Raw genomic sequence first — 13,444 nt, 5'->3', positions numbered from 1 at the left:
AAAGCAGCCAGAAGGGGGAGATTGCGAGTGCGACCTCTGAAACTTAAGCCATACGAGCTTGCGGATCTGCGCCCCAGGTCGGAGCGGGAGAGGTCATGGGGCGACCGGGACGCATGGGCTGCTGGAGCGGGATGTCCGCAGGCGGGTTGAGCTGGGTGCTGACCTGGACGCAGTTGGGCGTAAACAGGAAAATGCTCTCGCCGATGCGCTCCTGGTGGCCGTCGATCGCATAGGTGCCGCCGGCCAAAAAATCGACCGCTCGCTGCGCCTGATCGGGATCCATGATGGTTAGGTTTAGCACGACGGACTTGCGCTCCCGCAGGGCACGAATTGCCTGGGGCATTTCTTCAAAGGTGCGGGGCTCCATGACCACGACCTCAGACATGCCGTTTACACCGGGCATTCCAATCACGTTGCCCATACCAGAGCCGACATCGGTGGTCATCAGGGGGCGATCGCGCATCCGGCGACGGCGCGGCTCCTCTTCGACGACCGGCTGGACGTTTTCTTCTTGGTAGAGGTTCTGATATTCCTGTCCGTCCATTTCGTCGTACTCATATTCGTAATCGGCGGGATCATTCAGGCCCACAAAGTCACGCAGCTTAGAAAAAATGCTCACAGGTCACGCTCCATCACATAACGTTAATTGGGTTAATTTTTGACAATCCCATCTGACAAATCTGACAATTATGCCAGGGCAAACTCTAACATCGAGTGGAGATTTCAAATCGAGACTTCATACACTCAGGCGAGAGTGCCCTATTAACCCGACCGCGATAAGGCTTAAGCATAAATTAATAATCTAAGCGCTTACCCAACGGGCTTGAAATTCCGCTCAAGTTACTTGTTTTGAGTTCTCAGTATATAACAGATTTAGAAAATCAATCCCTAATTCAGAATTGATTCAAAAAAATTGCCAATCGCACAAGACGCGATCGCCTTCACAGCTTATCTAACCAATCCAGAATTCTCAAGTCATGGCAGCCTGGTTTAATTTGACGTTTGATCTTATCCCCAGGTTGCACCGATCAGGTTTGTTAATCAATCGAGCAGCCCAGCCGATCTGTCTACCCAAGAATGCTGCGATCGCCCGCTTGAACATCGGTCTTTAAACTCAGAAGCGATCGCCCAAGCGGTAATTCAGCCTGAATTCTAGACTGAGATTAATGCACTTAGGTCAGCTTTGATCAGGAAAACCTATTAATGGCGATCGCGCTTCCCAGTTTGCTGATCAATCCTCTGCAAGATGGGCAACCATCCTGGAAGCAGATGACACGATTTCTCTACCAAATCGGACACAGATCAAGCCCGCTCCACTCAGCGATTTTTTCCGATCGAATGGTAGAAAGCAGAGATTTACAAAGCCTGATCACAAAATATCGGGATGCTGAATTGCAAAACCCCATTGCCATTTCTAGAGTGGGGCCTTTGAGCAGCCCCCAGTGCGGACGGATCCAATGATGAATCAGTCGTTGCCCCTCCAATATTCGCTGTCATCCCTAGACACACTTGGCGCAGAGGTTCTGTCGTCTACTTATGATGAGGGGCGCGTTGCCGAACTGATTGAAGCCGCAGGCTGCCGGTTCATCTATCTGCCACCCGCCTGGATACCGTGAGAACCGACGCTCAGGAGTCTCACTTAATCTCAATTAATCTCAATTCCGACTCGCTTCAGATTCGATTTTCTGGGGATGGCGGAGGGCTGTTTTAACCTGAAATAGAGTTGGCCCAGTCCTTAGCCCAGTGCAAGTTTTGCTGCACGCGCTCTGGGGTGGCGGCTTCGGAGTAGAGGCGCAGCACGGGTTCTGTGCCGCTGAAACGGATCAGCAGCCAGCTTTGGTCGGCCAGGCGAAACTTATAGCCGTCAATATCTAGCACGCTCAGCACCGATTGGCCGGCGATTTCCTGGGGGGGCTGGGTCTTGAGCTGGTTCAACAAGCGCGATCGCACGTCCATGCTAGCCAGCGGCAGGTCGATGCGGTCGTAGGCAGAGGTGAAGCCCGTTTTGGCTTGTAAGGCAGCGTATTGGTCGCTCAAGTCCATGCCGCTGTCCACCACGGCTTCTAGCACGTACAGCGCCGACAGCAGCGCGTCGCGTTCGGGGATATGGTTGCCGTAGCCGATGCCGCCGGATTCTTCGCCACCGAGGAAAACCTGACTTTCCAACATGCGGTCGGCGATGTATTTGTAGCCAATCGCCGTTTCGTGGACGGGCAGGTTGTGCAGCTTGGCGACTAGCGGCATCAGGTCAGAGCCGCTGATGGTTTTGACGATTTCGCCTGTAAAGCCGCGATGGGTAGCGAGATGCTGAATCAGCACGGGAATCAGCACTTGGGAACTCAGGAAGTTGCCTGCGCCATCGACGGCGGCAATGCGATCGCTGTCTCCGTCAAACACTAGCCCCACCACTAGCTCATCGGGCGATCGCCGTTCATAGGTTCGGATCTGGTGCAGCAGATCGGGCAAATAGCGGGGCAGGGGTTCCGGTGCGCCGCCGCCAAACAGTGGGTCTGCGTTGCCGTTTAGCTCGTGGATCGGCGTGCCTAAAAGCTGCTCCAAACCGCCCGACGCTGCCCCGTGCATCACATCGGCAAACACAGTGAGCTTGCCCGTGGCGATCGCCCGCCGCAGCTTTTCCACATCCACCTTGGCCCGCAGCCCTTCGCAATAGCTCGTCCACGGGTTAAAGGTTTGCAGCGTCCCCGGCTGCTCTACGGAGGGAAGCTCCTGTCCCAGCAGCGCCTCAATCTTGGCTGTCACCTCCGGCGGAATCGACCCGCCAAAGCCTGCCTTCACCTTCAGTCCCGAATAGGCCGCAGGATTATGGCTGGCAGTAATCACCACGGCTCCCAAGGCGTTTTGCTGCTTTGCTGCCCAGCTAAAGGCCGGCGTTGGCGCAAAGGATTCCGACAGCAATACGTCATAGCCTGCCTGTTGTAGCGCCTCGGCGGCGACCTGAGCAAACTCCGGCGACAAAAAGCGACGATCGTAACCCACAATCACTAGGCGATTTTGGGTTTGTTCACCATACGTCTGCTCTAGGGCGATCGCCGCCCGTGGTGCAACCTGCATTACCCGCTCAAAGGTAAAGTCTGCTGCGATCATGCCGCGCCAGCCGTCCGTGCCAAAGGAAATCGGTCGCTGGACAAATGCGGAGGGGGAGAGTTGACCTGCCATAGAATGCCTGGGAATTGGGGGACTGCAAGAAACAGGAAAAAACTGAGCGCATTGCGCCAATCTGCACGCTGCCGTTCCAGCAGCACATTGCAAACTGCCACTCAGAGCAATTCTATGCAGGAAATCCCGCATCCGCCAGACTGTTCCCCAGCATTCACGCCAATTTTACGAAGATTTTCAGAGCAATTTCACCCCATCTCGGCAATGAGCAATCCTTTTGTCAATTCGCCTGAGCAACCCTATGAATGCATGGCTGACAACCCCGCAACTGCCCAACCCACCCTCCAAAATCGCCAATCCACAATCCAAAATCAATATGATTTCCTCGATCAGCGCAATAGCCCCGTCCACACTGCCTGGGTTGGGGGGCTGAAATCCAGGTCAGTTCAGGATCGGAGCTATTGCGGTTTGGGGGCTTGAGTATTGTTTCAGCCCTTGCCCTAGAAATTACGCAAACCCAACCCAAAAACTACACAAAGTGATAAGGCGGCAGCGCCTCGCTCAGTGCCATCTGCCAGCCAGGACAGCGCGATCGCCATTCTTCTAGCGATTCATGCAGCAGGGCTTCGTCTGTCCGCTTGACTAGCAGGTGCAGCCGCTCGATGCCGTCGCGGGGTGCGTCGATCTGGAGCGCAGGATAGTCCTGGGCGATCGCCTCCTTTAGCTTCAGCAGTTCTGCTTGCTGCTGCTGCTGGCGATCCAACTGCTGCTGAAATTGCTGTTTTTTTGCCAGGAAATAGTCGCGCCCGGTTCCAGCAGTCGCTAGCGGGCTTGGGGCAGAGGATTCGGGCGATCGCGGCGATAGTTTCAACGTATACTCCGCCTGCCCGACCAGCCGCGTTAGGGTTGCCTGGTAGGCAGCCGCATTGACGTGCAAATGCTCCAGCAGCTTTTCCTGCGACACAAACTGCGTACCAAACCGCAGCGGCAACACGGGAACCTGCTCAAACACCTCGCGAATCACCTGGTCATGGTGCAAGACTGCCCGCATCAGGCGTTCATCACTCTGCTCCAGCATGGCCAAATCTAGACCCGGCTCCACGACCGCGCCGACCCCCCGTTCATACAGCAGCATCAACTCACCGCTGATGCCTGCGGGTAACACAATCGACTCGGTTGACTGAAGGACAAACGCATAGGTATACATCAAAACCTTATTGCCCCGATGGAGAGACGCTGCTTAGTACTCCATTAATACTCCATTCTATAAGGGCTGGGACGGATGCCATTCCATTAGTTTTCGTGAATCCTGCCGGAATCAGTTTTGCCAAGGGTTGTCCCAGATGCGGGCTAGATCAGGACAAGCGCCCTACACGTTTGCCTCTTCCTTGACCAGCTTGTCCCAGCCCAGATCCTTCAGCGAGGTGTTTCGGCGCAGCGGACGGGTCGCCAGTTCCAGGATGTCGCGGGCGTTGGCAAAGCCGTGAATCTGGGCAAAGGTAAACTCCACCGACCACTTGGTATTGATGCCACGAGCCTCTAGCGGGTTGGCATGGGCCATGCCCGTGATGACCAAATCCGGATTCAGGTCATAAATCCGCTGAATCTGGTTATAGTTATCGGGCTTTTCCACAATGCGGGGCAGCGGCACGCCCATTTCGGCACACGTCTTCTCTAGCAGCGCCAGTTCCGCCGCTTGGTAGCGCTTGTCCATATAGGGAATGCCGATTTCGGGGACGGTCATGCCGCAGCGAATCAGGAAGCGGGCCAGGGAAATTTCCAGCAGGTTATCCCCCATGAAAAAGACCGATTTGCCGCGCAATAGCGCAAGATAATCTTCCAGCCCTTCCCAGATTTTGGCTTCGCGCTCCTCCAGCCCCTTTGGCTCAATGCCAAACACAGAGCAGATTTTTTCTACCCAGGCGCGAGTTCCGTCTGGACCGATGGGGAAGGGTGCGCCGATCAGCTTGCACTTGCGGCGACGCATCAACGTGGTGGCCGTGCGCGACAGGAACGGGTTCACGCCGCAGACGTAATAGCCTTCTTCGATCACGGGCAGCTCCGTAAACCGCTTGGCCGGTAGCCAGCCGGAAACCCGGATGCCCTGCTTTTTCAGTTCCAGCGTCAGTTGCGTGACGACCGGGTCGGGCAGGGAGCCGAACAGCACTAACGGCGGATGGTCTGCATATTCCGACTCTTCCGCCTTCACGTCTTCCTGCTTGCGGCCAAAGTTCAATAGCCGTTGCACGGCATTGCGCTCGGCTTTTTCAGACTCTAGCACGGGCGCTTTGTCGGGGCAGCGGGCCGCCATTGCCGCCAGCACGGTGTCTTCGCCCTGGGTAAAGGCATAGTCCAGTCCGTTGGCGCGGGCGACCACAATGGGAATGCCGATTTCAGCTTCCAGTTTGGGCGCGAGGCCTTCCAGATCCATTTTGATGATTTCGGTGGTGCAAGTGCCGATCCATACAATGACGGAGGGATTGCGATCGCGCTTAATCTGTTCACACAGCCGCTTTAGCTCTTCGTAATCGTTTAGCTGGGCAGAAATATCGCCCTCTTCCAGTTCTGCCATCGCGTAGCGCGGTTCGGCGAAAATCATTACGCCCATCGCGTTTTGCAAGAAATAGCCGCAGGTCTTGGTGCCGATAACCAGGAAGAAGCTGTCCTCAATTTTTTGATAGAGCCACGCGACGCAGCTAATTGGGCAGAAGGTATGATAATTGCCCGTTTCACAGTCAAAGGTGAGCGCTTGGGGTTGAGTATCGGCGAGGGTCATGGCGAGTATTGGGGTGTTGGGATGTTGAAGAGGAAAGAGAAGAATTGGGGATTGGGGGCTGGCGTAACGTGGAGGTAAGCTAGTCGTGACTCCAGGCGCTCCGTTAATCCCGCTCTCCTACGCCCGTACAGGCTTCGTCAATTTTGGAAGACAGGCGGACGGCGGGGACTTTGCTGGCGGGCTTGGTTTCGGGAAGGTCGAGGGGCGTTTCGGAGGCGAGAGTGCGGCTGGGGAGCATTTTGGGAGCGTCGTCGTCCAGTTCGTCGAGTTCGTCGTCGGGATTGAAGTTGAGTCCTAGTGCCAGGATGATGCGGTCGGGGTCGTTGCTGAGGTCTACGATCAGCGGCAGCAGGCTCGTCAACTGTGGCTCCAGGGTCGAGAGCGTTCCCAAAATGAATCCAGAGGAGGGTCGCCGCTGTCCGGCACAGTCTACCCAAACGCCTAGCCGTGCAATCCACGCTCGATTTTCGCGATAGTAGGTGAGCCAGGCGATTTTCAGGGACTTGCGGAGGTATTGAACGTTCATGTAAGGGTCAGGGTTCAGAGAGTCAGGTCAGGGAGTCAGGGTTGAGGGATTCAAACTACAGAGTTTAGAGTATCGGGGGGCGATCGCCCCGCTTCCCATCTTCCGCAAAGCTAAAGAATTGTGGGCTTTTCCCTGACCGCTGACTCCTGACCGCTGACTCCTGCCCCCACTACACCATCATCAAGTCCAGTTCCTCTTCGGCCCGCTTCGGCGCTTCCTTGGGATTCAGGTAAAAATCAGACAGCAGGCTAAACAGATCACGGTCGGGCGCATCATTGGGCACGACCCCTTCGGGACGAGCCAGGATTTGATCAGCAATATTGAGGTAGTAATCGCAGACATAGTTCAGCGAGGGGTCTTTTTCTGCCATCTCGAACAGCGTTTTGCCTTTGACGCGAGACACCCGGATGTCTTCGATCAGCGGCAGCACCTCCAGGACGGGCATGGGCACAGCTTCGATGTATTTATCGATCAGGTCGCGCTTGGCAGTGCGGTTGCCGATCAGCCCAGCAAGGCGCAGCGGGTGGGTGCGGGCTTTTTCGCGGACGGAGGCGGCGATGCGGTTGGCGGCAAACAGCGCGTCGAAGCCGTTGTCGGTGACGATCATGCAATAGTCGGCGTAGTTTAGCGGGGCAGCAAACCCGCCACACACCACGTCCCCCAGCACGTCGAATAAGATCACATCGTACTCATCAAAGGCATTTAGCTCCTTGAGCAGCTTCACGGTTTCGCCGACGACGTAGCCACCGCAGCCCGCCCCTGCTGGGGGCCCGCCTGCCTCTACGCAATCCACGCCGCCATAGCCCTTGTAAATCACGTCTTCGGGCCACACGTCTTCGTAGTGATAGTCCTTTTCTTGCAGCGTGTCGATGATGGTGGGAATGAGGAAGCCAGTGAGGGTAAAGGTGCTGTCGTGCTTGGGGTCGCAGCCGATTTGCAGCACCTTTTTGCCGCGTCGGGCAAGGGCAACTGAGATATTGCAACTGGTGGTGGACTTACCAATGCCACCTTTTCCATAGACCGCAAGTTTCACGGGCAAGCTCCTGGTGAAGGGATGAAAACTGGAGAGAGGAGAGAAGTAGCGGCGGCAATCGCGACTACTGTGTGAATTATGAAGAGCCAGATGCCCAAAGGAAAGGGTCTGATAAATCAGTTCACGTCTCTAAACGGTTCTAAACAGTCTAAAAAGCATCATGTATTTTCTTTCAGAACCAGACTGCCTTTGATGTCTTCAAAAACCTTCTCAAAGACTTTTGAACACTCTTTTTTATAAAAAAGAGAACAAAATACAAAAAGTGCCTGAACCACTGGACGGGATTGCTTTTGGCGATCGCCCGCTTCCCCCAATCCTCCCATCCGCCCGCCAAAACCGCACCCTGTCGCCCTCCCAAGGCGATCGCCCCCGCTCAACCCCTTGCCCCTGCTGGCGCAGATTCCTCCGAAAATAGAGGAAGCCGCTGGATTGATAATTATCGTGAATTTTTTGGAAAACCCCGCCCTGCCCCTGGCGATCGCCGCTCTGCTGGACTTTCTGATGGGCGATCCGTGGAACTGGCTGCATCCCGTGCAGGTCATGGGTTGGGTCATCGGTCGCTATAGCCGCTGGGTGCAAGACGGGCTGCATCTGACGACGGAGCCAGCGTCGGTGCAGCGAAACTTGGCATTACAGCGGGTTGCGGGGGGCGTGCTGACGGTTGCCCTCGTCCTCGGCAGCGGCTTTGTTGGCTGGCTTCTTGTGCATCTCAGCCGCACGATTCATCCATTACTCGGACTCGCTATAGAATCCATCTTGCTGGCCAGTTGCTTTGCCGGACGCAGCCTGCGCGATGCGGCGGCAGACGTGCTGCGTCCCCTGGCGGCGGGGGATTTGGTGCAAGCGCGATCGCACCTCAGCCGCTATGTGGGGCGCGATACAGAAAACCTGCCAGAATCCGAAATTCTCCGCGCTGTGCTAGAAACCGTGACGGAAAACGCCACCGACGGCGTAATGGCTCCGCTGTTTTGGGCGATCGCCGGATCGGTGACCCCGCTCGGCCCCGTGCCGCTAGCCTTGGGCTACAAAGCCGCCAGCACCCTCGACTCGATGGTGGGCTATAGGGCCGCCCCCTATACCTACCTGGGCTGGGCCAGCGCTCGCCTGGATGACCTGCTGACCTGGCTACCCTGTCGCCTCACGGTGGTCACGATTGCGCTGCTCTCTGGCAGGCCCCGCCATGTGCTGAAGCTGTGTCGCCGCGATGCGCCCCAAGACCCCAGCCCCAATGCCGGATGGAGCGAGTGCGCCTACGCTGCGGCGCTGGATGTCCAGGTCGGCGGACAAAACACCTATCGTGGCAACATCACCCACAAGCCGCTGTTGGCAGATCCCGTGCGTCCCATCACGCCTGAACGCATCCAGCAAGCCCTGAGCCTGACTCGCCGCGTTTTCTTGCTTTGGCTGGCGGGGGCGATCGCCCTCCACCACGTATCCTCTTTGCGCCCGCTGCTATCCTGAAGAGCAGACCGCTAACAGAACGCAGGAATACAACGCAGGACATTTCGATATGGCAGAGCAATTGCAAAACTACATCAATGGGCAGTGGTGCGCGTCGGCGGCGACCGAATATTTAGATGTGGTGAATCCTGCCACCTGCGAAGTGCTGGCGAAAGTGCCGCTCTCGCCCGCCCATGAGGTGGATGACGCGGCTCAGGCAGCAGCAGCGGCATTTCAAACCTGGCGGCGCGTGCCAGCGGGCGATCGCATTCAATATTTGTTCAAGCTCAAGGGCCTGCTCGAAGAGAACCTAGAGGACCTCTCGCGGACGATTACGCTGGAGTGCGGCAAAATCTACGCCGAAGCCAAAGCCGAAATGCAGCGGGCGATCGAAAACGTGGAGGTGGCCTGCGGTATTCCCATGCTGATGCAGGGCGATGTGTCAGAAGACATTGCGCGGGGCATTGATGAATTCATGATTCGCCAGCCGCTGGGCGTGTGTGCGGCGATCGCCCCGTTCAATTTTCCTGGCATGATTCCCTTCTGGTTTCTGCCCTATGCGATCGCCTGCGGCAACACGTATATCCTGAAGCCGTCGGAAAAAGTGCCCCTGACGCTGCAAAAGGTAATGCGGCTGATCGAACAAACGGGATTGCCGCCCGGCGTGGTGAACTTGATCAATGGCGGGAAGGAAGCAGTGGACGCGATTCTGGACCATCCCACGATTCGCGGCATCAGCTTTGTCGGCTCGTCGCCCGTGGCGAAGTATGTCTACAGTCGGGCAGCGGCAAACGGCAAGCGCGTGCAGTGTCAGGGCGGCGCAAAGAACCCGATCATCGTGCTGCCAGATGCCGATTTGGATTCCACCATTCGGATCGCCGCAGACAGCGCCTTTGGCTGTGCAGGGCAGCGCTGCCTGGCCGCGTCGCTGATGGTGACGGTGGGGCGGGCGCGGGAACCCTTTACCGAAGCGATGGCCGAGGCGGCCAAGTCTCGCGTCGTCGGCTTTGGGCTAGATCAGGGCGTGCAGATGGGCCCGGTGATTAATTTGCAGAGCCGCGATCGCATTGCTGACTTGATTCAGCAGGGCATCGAGGAAGGCGCAAAACCGCTGATCGACGGGCGCAATCCCAAAATTTCTGGCTACGAAAACGGCAGTTTCGTCCGCCCCACGCTGCTGCAAGACGTGCGCCCCGACAGCCGCATCGCCCAGACGGAGATTTTTGGCCCGGTGCTGGGGCTGCTGCATGTAGAGACGATTGATGAGGCGATCGCCCTGGTCAACAGCGGCCACTGGGGCAATATGGCGTGCCTGTTCACCAGCAGCGGCGCGGCCGCCCGCAAGTTTCGCTACGAAGCCGAAGCAGGCAACATCGGCATCAACATTGGCGTGGCCGCACCAATGGCGTTTTTTCCCTTCAGCGGCTGGAAAGAGAGCTTCTTTGGCGATTTGCACGGCCAGGGCAAACACGCAGTAGAATTTTTCACCCAAACCAAGGTCGTCGTCGAGCGCTGGTTTCAAGATTGGACGCGCCAGTTTTAGCGATTCTGCAAAAGTCGCCCAGGTTCTTTTTCTTAATTTTTGTCCTGAAGCTTTCCTGCATACGCTGGAAATGTTTGCGAACTGAACTTTACAAAGAGTGCGATCGCCCTGAAAAATTAAGGAAAAGGGTCGGGTTTTATTGTGGATTTCTCGTAAAAATCTGAATGCCTTGAGTCGTTCTTTGAGTCGTTCTTTGACCGGCAGCGCAACGTAAACCATCAGGATTTAACGGGTTTGCTTTAGCCAGAATTGCAAACTCGTGTTTGCATGTTCAATCTGCATGTTTTTTGCATTCCTACTGTCTTCGCTGCCAATTTTGTTATTTTCACGCTTTTTTGAGGTTTGACTGAATGAAGCTTTTACTCACCCCCGGTATTGCGAAATTTTTGACTTCGACCGCCCTGACGCTGGCATTCATGGCCCTCTCCCCGCTGGCGGCTCTGGCAGAAATGGCCACGCTGACCGCTAGCCCCGGCAGCCGCATCAACGTGCGCGAGCAGCCCTCCACCAGTTCCCCCGCTCGGCACTACGGCGTTCCGGGCGATCGCGTCGAAATCATCACCTCCGTCAACTCCAGCTTCGATGGTCGTCTCTGGTATCAGGTGCTATTCCCTCGAACCGGTGCGCGGGGCTGGGTGCGAGGTGACCTGCTGCGTCTCGATTCGGCCGCGCCGCCCTCCTCCTTCCAGCCACAGCGGGTTTCCTTCGCCCCTGGCTCCTCGGCAGCCACCGTCGGCGGTCGTGTGCAGGGGGGGCAGGTGCGCGACTATATCCTCAACGCCCGCGCCGGACAAACCATGTCCACCAGCATCACGGGCACTTCGCCGTTTCTGCAAGTCATCGTGATGCTGCCCAATAGCCGCACGCTCTACACGGGCAGCGGCAACTGGTCGGGCGTGCTGCCTGCCAGCGGCGACTACTACGTGCGCGTGCGGATTGTACCCGAAGAACAGGCCAATGCCTCCGGCGAATATAGCCTGACTATCAGCATTCGATAACGGGCTTTACCAGGGTAAGAATAAGGATAGAGGACAAGGGCGATCGCCTCCCATTTCCCAAAGAGCGTCGCCCTTCACACTCCGTAGCAAAATTTTGCTTGCGTCGATCAGGGGTATCCACTACAATCGTCCATCAAGCTGTAATTTTTCCAACACGCAGCTTATTCCACTCCCCGAAAATTTGGCCGGTTCGTCGATTACGGCATTGGTAGATGCGCCAACACCTACCAACGCCTGACCCCAGGACAGAGTGAGCTGTCTCAGGGCTTTGCCTATTGTATGGCCGCCTTGAAACCTGCTTTGCGTCGTTTGGGCGGCCATCTTTTCGGGGTTTCCCTACCTCGTTTCCAAGGAGGAAACCCCAAATGCTGACAATTCAATACACCTGGTCGTCCCCACGCTCGGAGGCGACCCAGTTTTCGCTGCCCCCGCTCACCTGCGAACTGCCGCGCCGTCGCCGCCTGCGCCACTACATCATCGGCCTGCCCGAAGACGCGCAACTGGCCATCGACCGGCTGCACCTGCTCCGCTACGCCGAACGCTTCGAGTGGACTCGCGCCCTCGAATTTCCGCCCAACGGCATCGTCCTCAACGCCGAGCAACCCGGCGAAGTGCTGCGCTGCCTGCACCGTGAAATGCGGAGCAACCCTGGCGCGAATGAGTAAGAACAGATAAGGGTGATTTGGGTTTTGGATTTTGGGTTTTGGCCGGTCAACCTCCCAATCCAAAATCCAAACTCCCCCATCTAAAATCCCCAATCCCCCAAAAGCCCTCTCCCATATTCACCTATCCAACGGACTCCGCACCCCCCGTCCACCCCGATTCAGCACATGGGTATAGATCATCGTCGTCTTCACATCCTTATGCCCCAGTAATTCCTGAATCGTGCGAATGTCATACCCACTCTCTAACAAATGAGTGGCAAAGCTATGCCGGAAAGTATGACAGCCGATTCGCTTGGTTAAGCCTACAGCTCTTGATGCTTGTTTAACCGCTTTTTGAACTCCACTTTCATGTAAATGATGTCGGCACATCAGCCCGCTGCGTGGATCTTTGGTGATTGAACTCGATGGAAACACATACTGCCAGATCCAATCCCGATTAGCATTCGGATATTTTCGCTCTAGCGCAAAGGGCAGATTTACAAATCCAAATCCCCGGCTCAAGTCTTGCTGGTGCTGTCGTCGTACACCCACTAAATGATCTCGTAATTCTGATGCAACGCTTGATGGCAACATCGTCACACGACTCTTGCTCCCTTTACCATCTCTAACCACGATTTGCTGTTGAGCAAAGTCAATATCTTTTACTCGTAGCCGCAACCCTTCGATCAACCGAAGACCGCTTCCATAGAGGATCTTTACAACTAGTTGATAAATACCGTCACACTGCTGAATTACAGAAATTGCCTCCTGCTGGGTCAACACAGTTGGCACATTTTGAGGTTGTTTGGCTCGAACGGCATCTATCTCCGTTACCTTGACATTGAGTACTTCCCGATAGAGAAACAGCAAAGCGCTGAGGGCTTGATTTTGGGTCGAAGCAGAAACCCGTCCCTCAACCGCTAGATGAGTGAGAAACGCTTCTATCTCAGCTTTGCCCATCTCCCTGGGATGGCGTTTGTTGTGAAACAGGATATAGCGACGAATCCACTGTACATAGGTTTCTTCAGTGCGATAGGCGTAGTGCTTAAGGCGAATAGCATCCCGCACCTGATCCAGCAATTTTTTAGGAGGCGACTGCATAGAAATGAATAGATGTACCACGTGCTAGATAGTACATCCGCTTGTCTCCGTAAGGAATCTGAAATTATGCGGAAAGATTCTAGCGAATCTGTTCAAACAGCGTATTATGCGGAAAGATTCGGCATAAGGAGTTATTCGGCGTGTTATGCCGAATTATTCTGCCTATTTACCCTCTACTGGATCTTAGACGGAAAAATTCAGTCTATTAATAGTTATCTTGCTCCGTTTTTGGGTTGGGGCAGTACAGATAAGCTATCTGTGAGGTG

The 13,444-nt window shown here is 55.8% G+C and carries 14 protein-coding genes and 1 pseudogene; 6 read left to right on the top strand and 9 right to left on the bottom strand.

The window, feature by feature from the left end; all coding sequences use genetic code 11:
- Positions 1–43: 43 nt before the first annotated feature.
- Together IGS16_RS01350 and IGS16_RS01345 are read right to left on the bottom strand one after the other, a co-directional pair.
- Positions 44–619: a cell division protein SepF gene (locus IGS16_RS01350; protein WP_297082659.1), complete on the bottom strand. Its 576-nt coding sequence runs from the start codon at positions 617–619 to the stop codon at positions 44–46.
- Positions 620–1,283: 664 nt separating this feature from the next.
- Positions 1,284–1,532, bottom strand: a pseudogene (locus IGS16_RS01345) (hypothetical protein); the annotation flags it as partial.
- Between IGS16_RS01345 and IGS16_RS01340 the strand changes: the two are divergent.
- Positions 1,458–1,616 carry a hypothetical protein gene (locus IGS16_RS01340; RefSeq protein ID WP_297082858.1) on the top strand — a complete coding sequence of 53 codons (159 nt, stop codon included), beginning with the start codon at positions 1,458–1,460 and terminating at the stop codon, positions 1,614–1,616. The pseudogene IGS16_RS01345 and the gene IGS16_RS01340 sit on opposite strands and share 75 nt — an antisense overlap.
- Before the next feature lie 91 nt (positions 1,617–1,707).
- Here the strand turns inward: IGS16_RS01340 and IGS16_RS01335 are convergent, their stop codons facing one another.
- The 6 genes from IGS16_RS01335 to IGS16_RS01310 form a co-directional block, all read right to left on the bottom strand.
- Positions 1,708–3,177: a phosphoglucomutase/phosphomannomutase family protein gene (locus tag IGS16_RS01335; RefSeq protein WP_297082657.1), complete on the bottom strand. Its 1,470-nt coding sequence runs from the start codon at positions 3,175–3,177 to the stop codon at positions 1,708–1,710.
- 469 nt (positions 3,178–3,646) lie between these two features.
- Entirely contained in the window at positions 3,647–4,324 is a 678-nt protein-coding gene (locus IGS16_RS01330) for a GvpL/GvpF family gas vesicle protein (RefSeq protein ID WP_297082655.1), read from the bottom strand.
- A 162-nt stretch (positions 4,325–4,486) separates the two neighbouring features.
- Positions 4,487–5,893, bottom strand: a complete 1,407-nt coding sequence (locus IGS16_RS01325) for a ferredoxin:protochlorophyllide reductase (ATP-dependent) subunit N (protein WP_297082653.1) — start codon at positions 5,891–5,893, stop codon at positions 4,487–4,489.
- Positions 5,894–5,996: 103 nt separating this feature from the next.
- Positions 5,997–6,419 (bottom strand): DUF5331 domain-containing protein, encoded by a 423-nt coding sequence (locus IGS16_RS01320; RefSeq protein WP_297082651.1) that lies wholly within the window; start codon positions 6,417–6,419, stop codon positions 5,997–5,999.
- A 169-nt stretch (positions 6,420–6,588) separates the two neighbouring features.
- Positions 6,589–7,452, bottom strand: coding sequence for a ferredoxin:protochlorophyllide reductase (ATP-dependent) iron-sulfur ATP-binding protein (gene bchL / locus IGS16_RS01315; protein WP_297082649.1), 864 nt, complete (start codon positions 7,450–7,452; stop codon positions 6,589–6,591).
- A 158-nt stretch (positions 7,453–7,610) separates the two neighbouring features.
- Complete coding sequence (locus tag IGS16_RS01310) at positions 7,611–7,775, bottom strand: hypothetical protein (RefSeq protein WP_297082647.1); 165 nt, start codon at positions 7,773–7,775, stop codon at positions 7,611–7,613.
- Between the two features lie 118 nt (positions 7,776–7,893).
- On the opposite strand from IGS16_RS01310, the gene cbiB reads away from it, so the two are divergent.
- The 4 genes from cbiB to IGS16_RS01290 all read left to right on the top strand — a co-directional run bounded on the left by cbiB (position 7,894) and on the right by IGS16_RS01290 (position 12,098).
- A complete protein-coding gene (cbiB, locus tag IGS16_RS01305; protein WP_367185697.1) occupies positions 7,894–8,913 on the top strand; it encodes an adenosylcobinamide-phosphate synthase CbiB in 1,020 nt (339 codons plus the stop codon).
- 49 nt (positions 8,914–8,962) lie between these two features.
- Positions 8,963–10,435, top strand: coding sequence for a CoA-acylating methylmalonate-semialdehyde dehydrogenase (locus IGS16_RS01300; RefSeq protein ID WP_297082645.1), 1,473 nt, complete (start codon positions 8,963–8,965; stop codon positions 10,433–10,435).
- A gap of 350 nt (positions 10,436–10,785) precedes the next feature.
- Complete coding sequence (locus tag IGS16_RS01295; RefSeq protein ID WP_297082644.1) at positions 10,786–11,433, top strand: SH3 domain-containing protein; 648 nt, start codon at positions 10,786–10,788, stop codon at positions 11,431–11,433.
- Between the two features lie 365 nt (positions 11,434–11,798).
- Entirely contained in the window at positions 11,799–12,098 is a 300-nt protein-coding gene (locus IGS16_RS01290; RefSeq protein WP_297082641.1) for a hypothetical protein, read from the top strand.
- A 117-nt stretch (positions 12,099–12,215) separates the two neighbouring features.
- Here the strand turns inward: IGS16_RS01290 and IGS16_RS01285 are convergent, their stop codons facing one another.
- Positions 12,216–13,178: an integron integrase gene (locus IGS16_RS01285; protein WP_297082638.1), complete on the bottom strand. Its 963-nt coding sequence runs from the start codon at positions 13,176–13,178 to the stop codon at positions 12,216–12,218.
- Positions 13,179–13,244: 66 nt separating this feature from the next.
- Here IGS16_RS01285 and IGS16_RS01280 point away from each other — a divergent pair.
- Positions 13,245–13,444, top strand: a 200-nt coding sequence (locus IGS16_RS01280) for a hypothetical protein (RefSeq protein ID WP_297082637.1), incomplete at its 3' end; no start/stop codon positions are given.

Origin of the sequence: Thermoleptolyngbya sp. C42_A2020_037 (assembly GCF_015272455.1) — a bacterium.
Classification (GTDB): domain Bacteria; phylum Cyanobacteriota; class Cyanobacteriia; order Elainellales; family Elainellaceae; genus Thermoleptolyngbya.
This window is presented reverse-complemented; position numbering and strand designations above follow the sequence as displayed.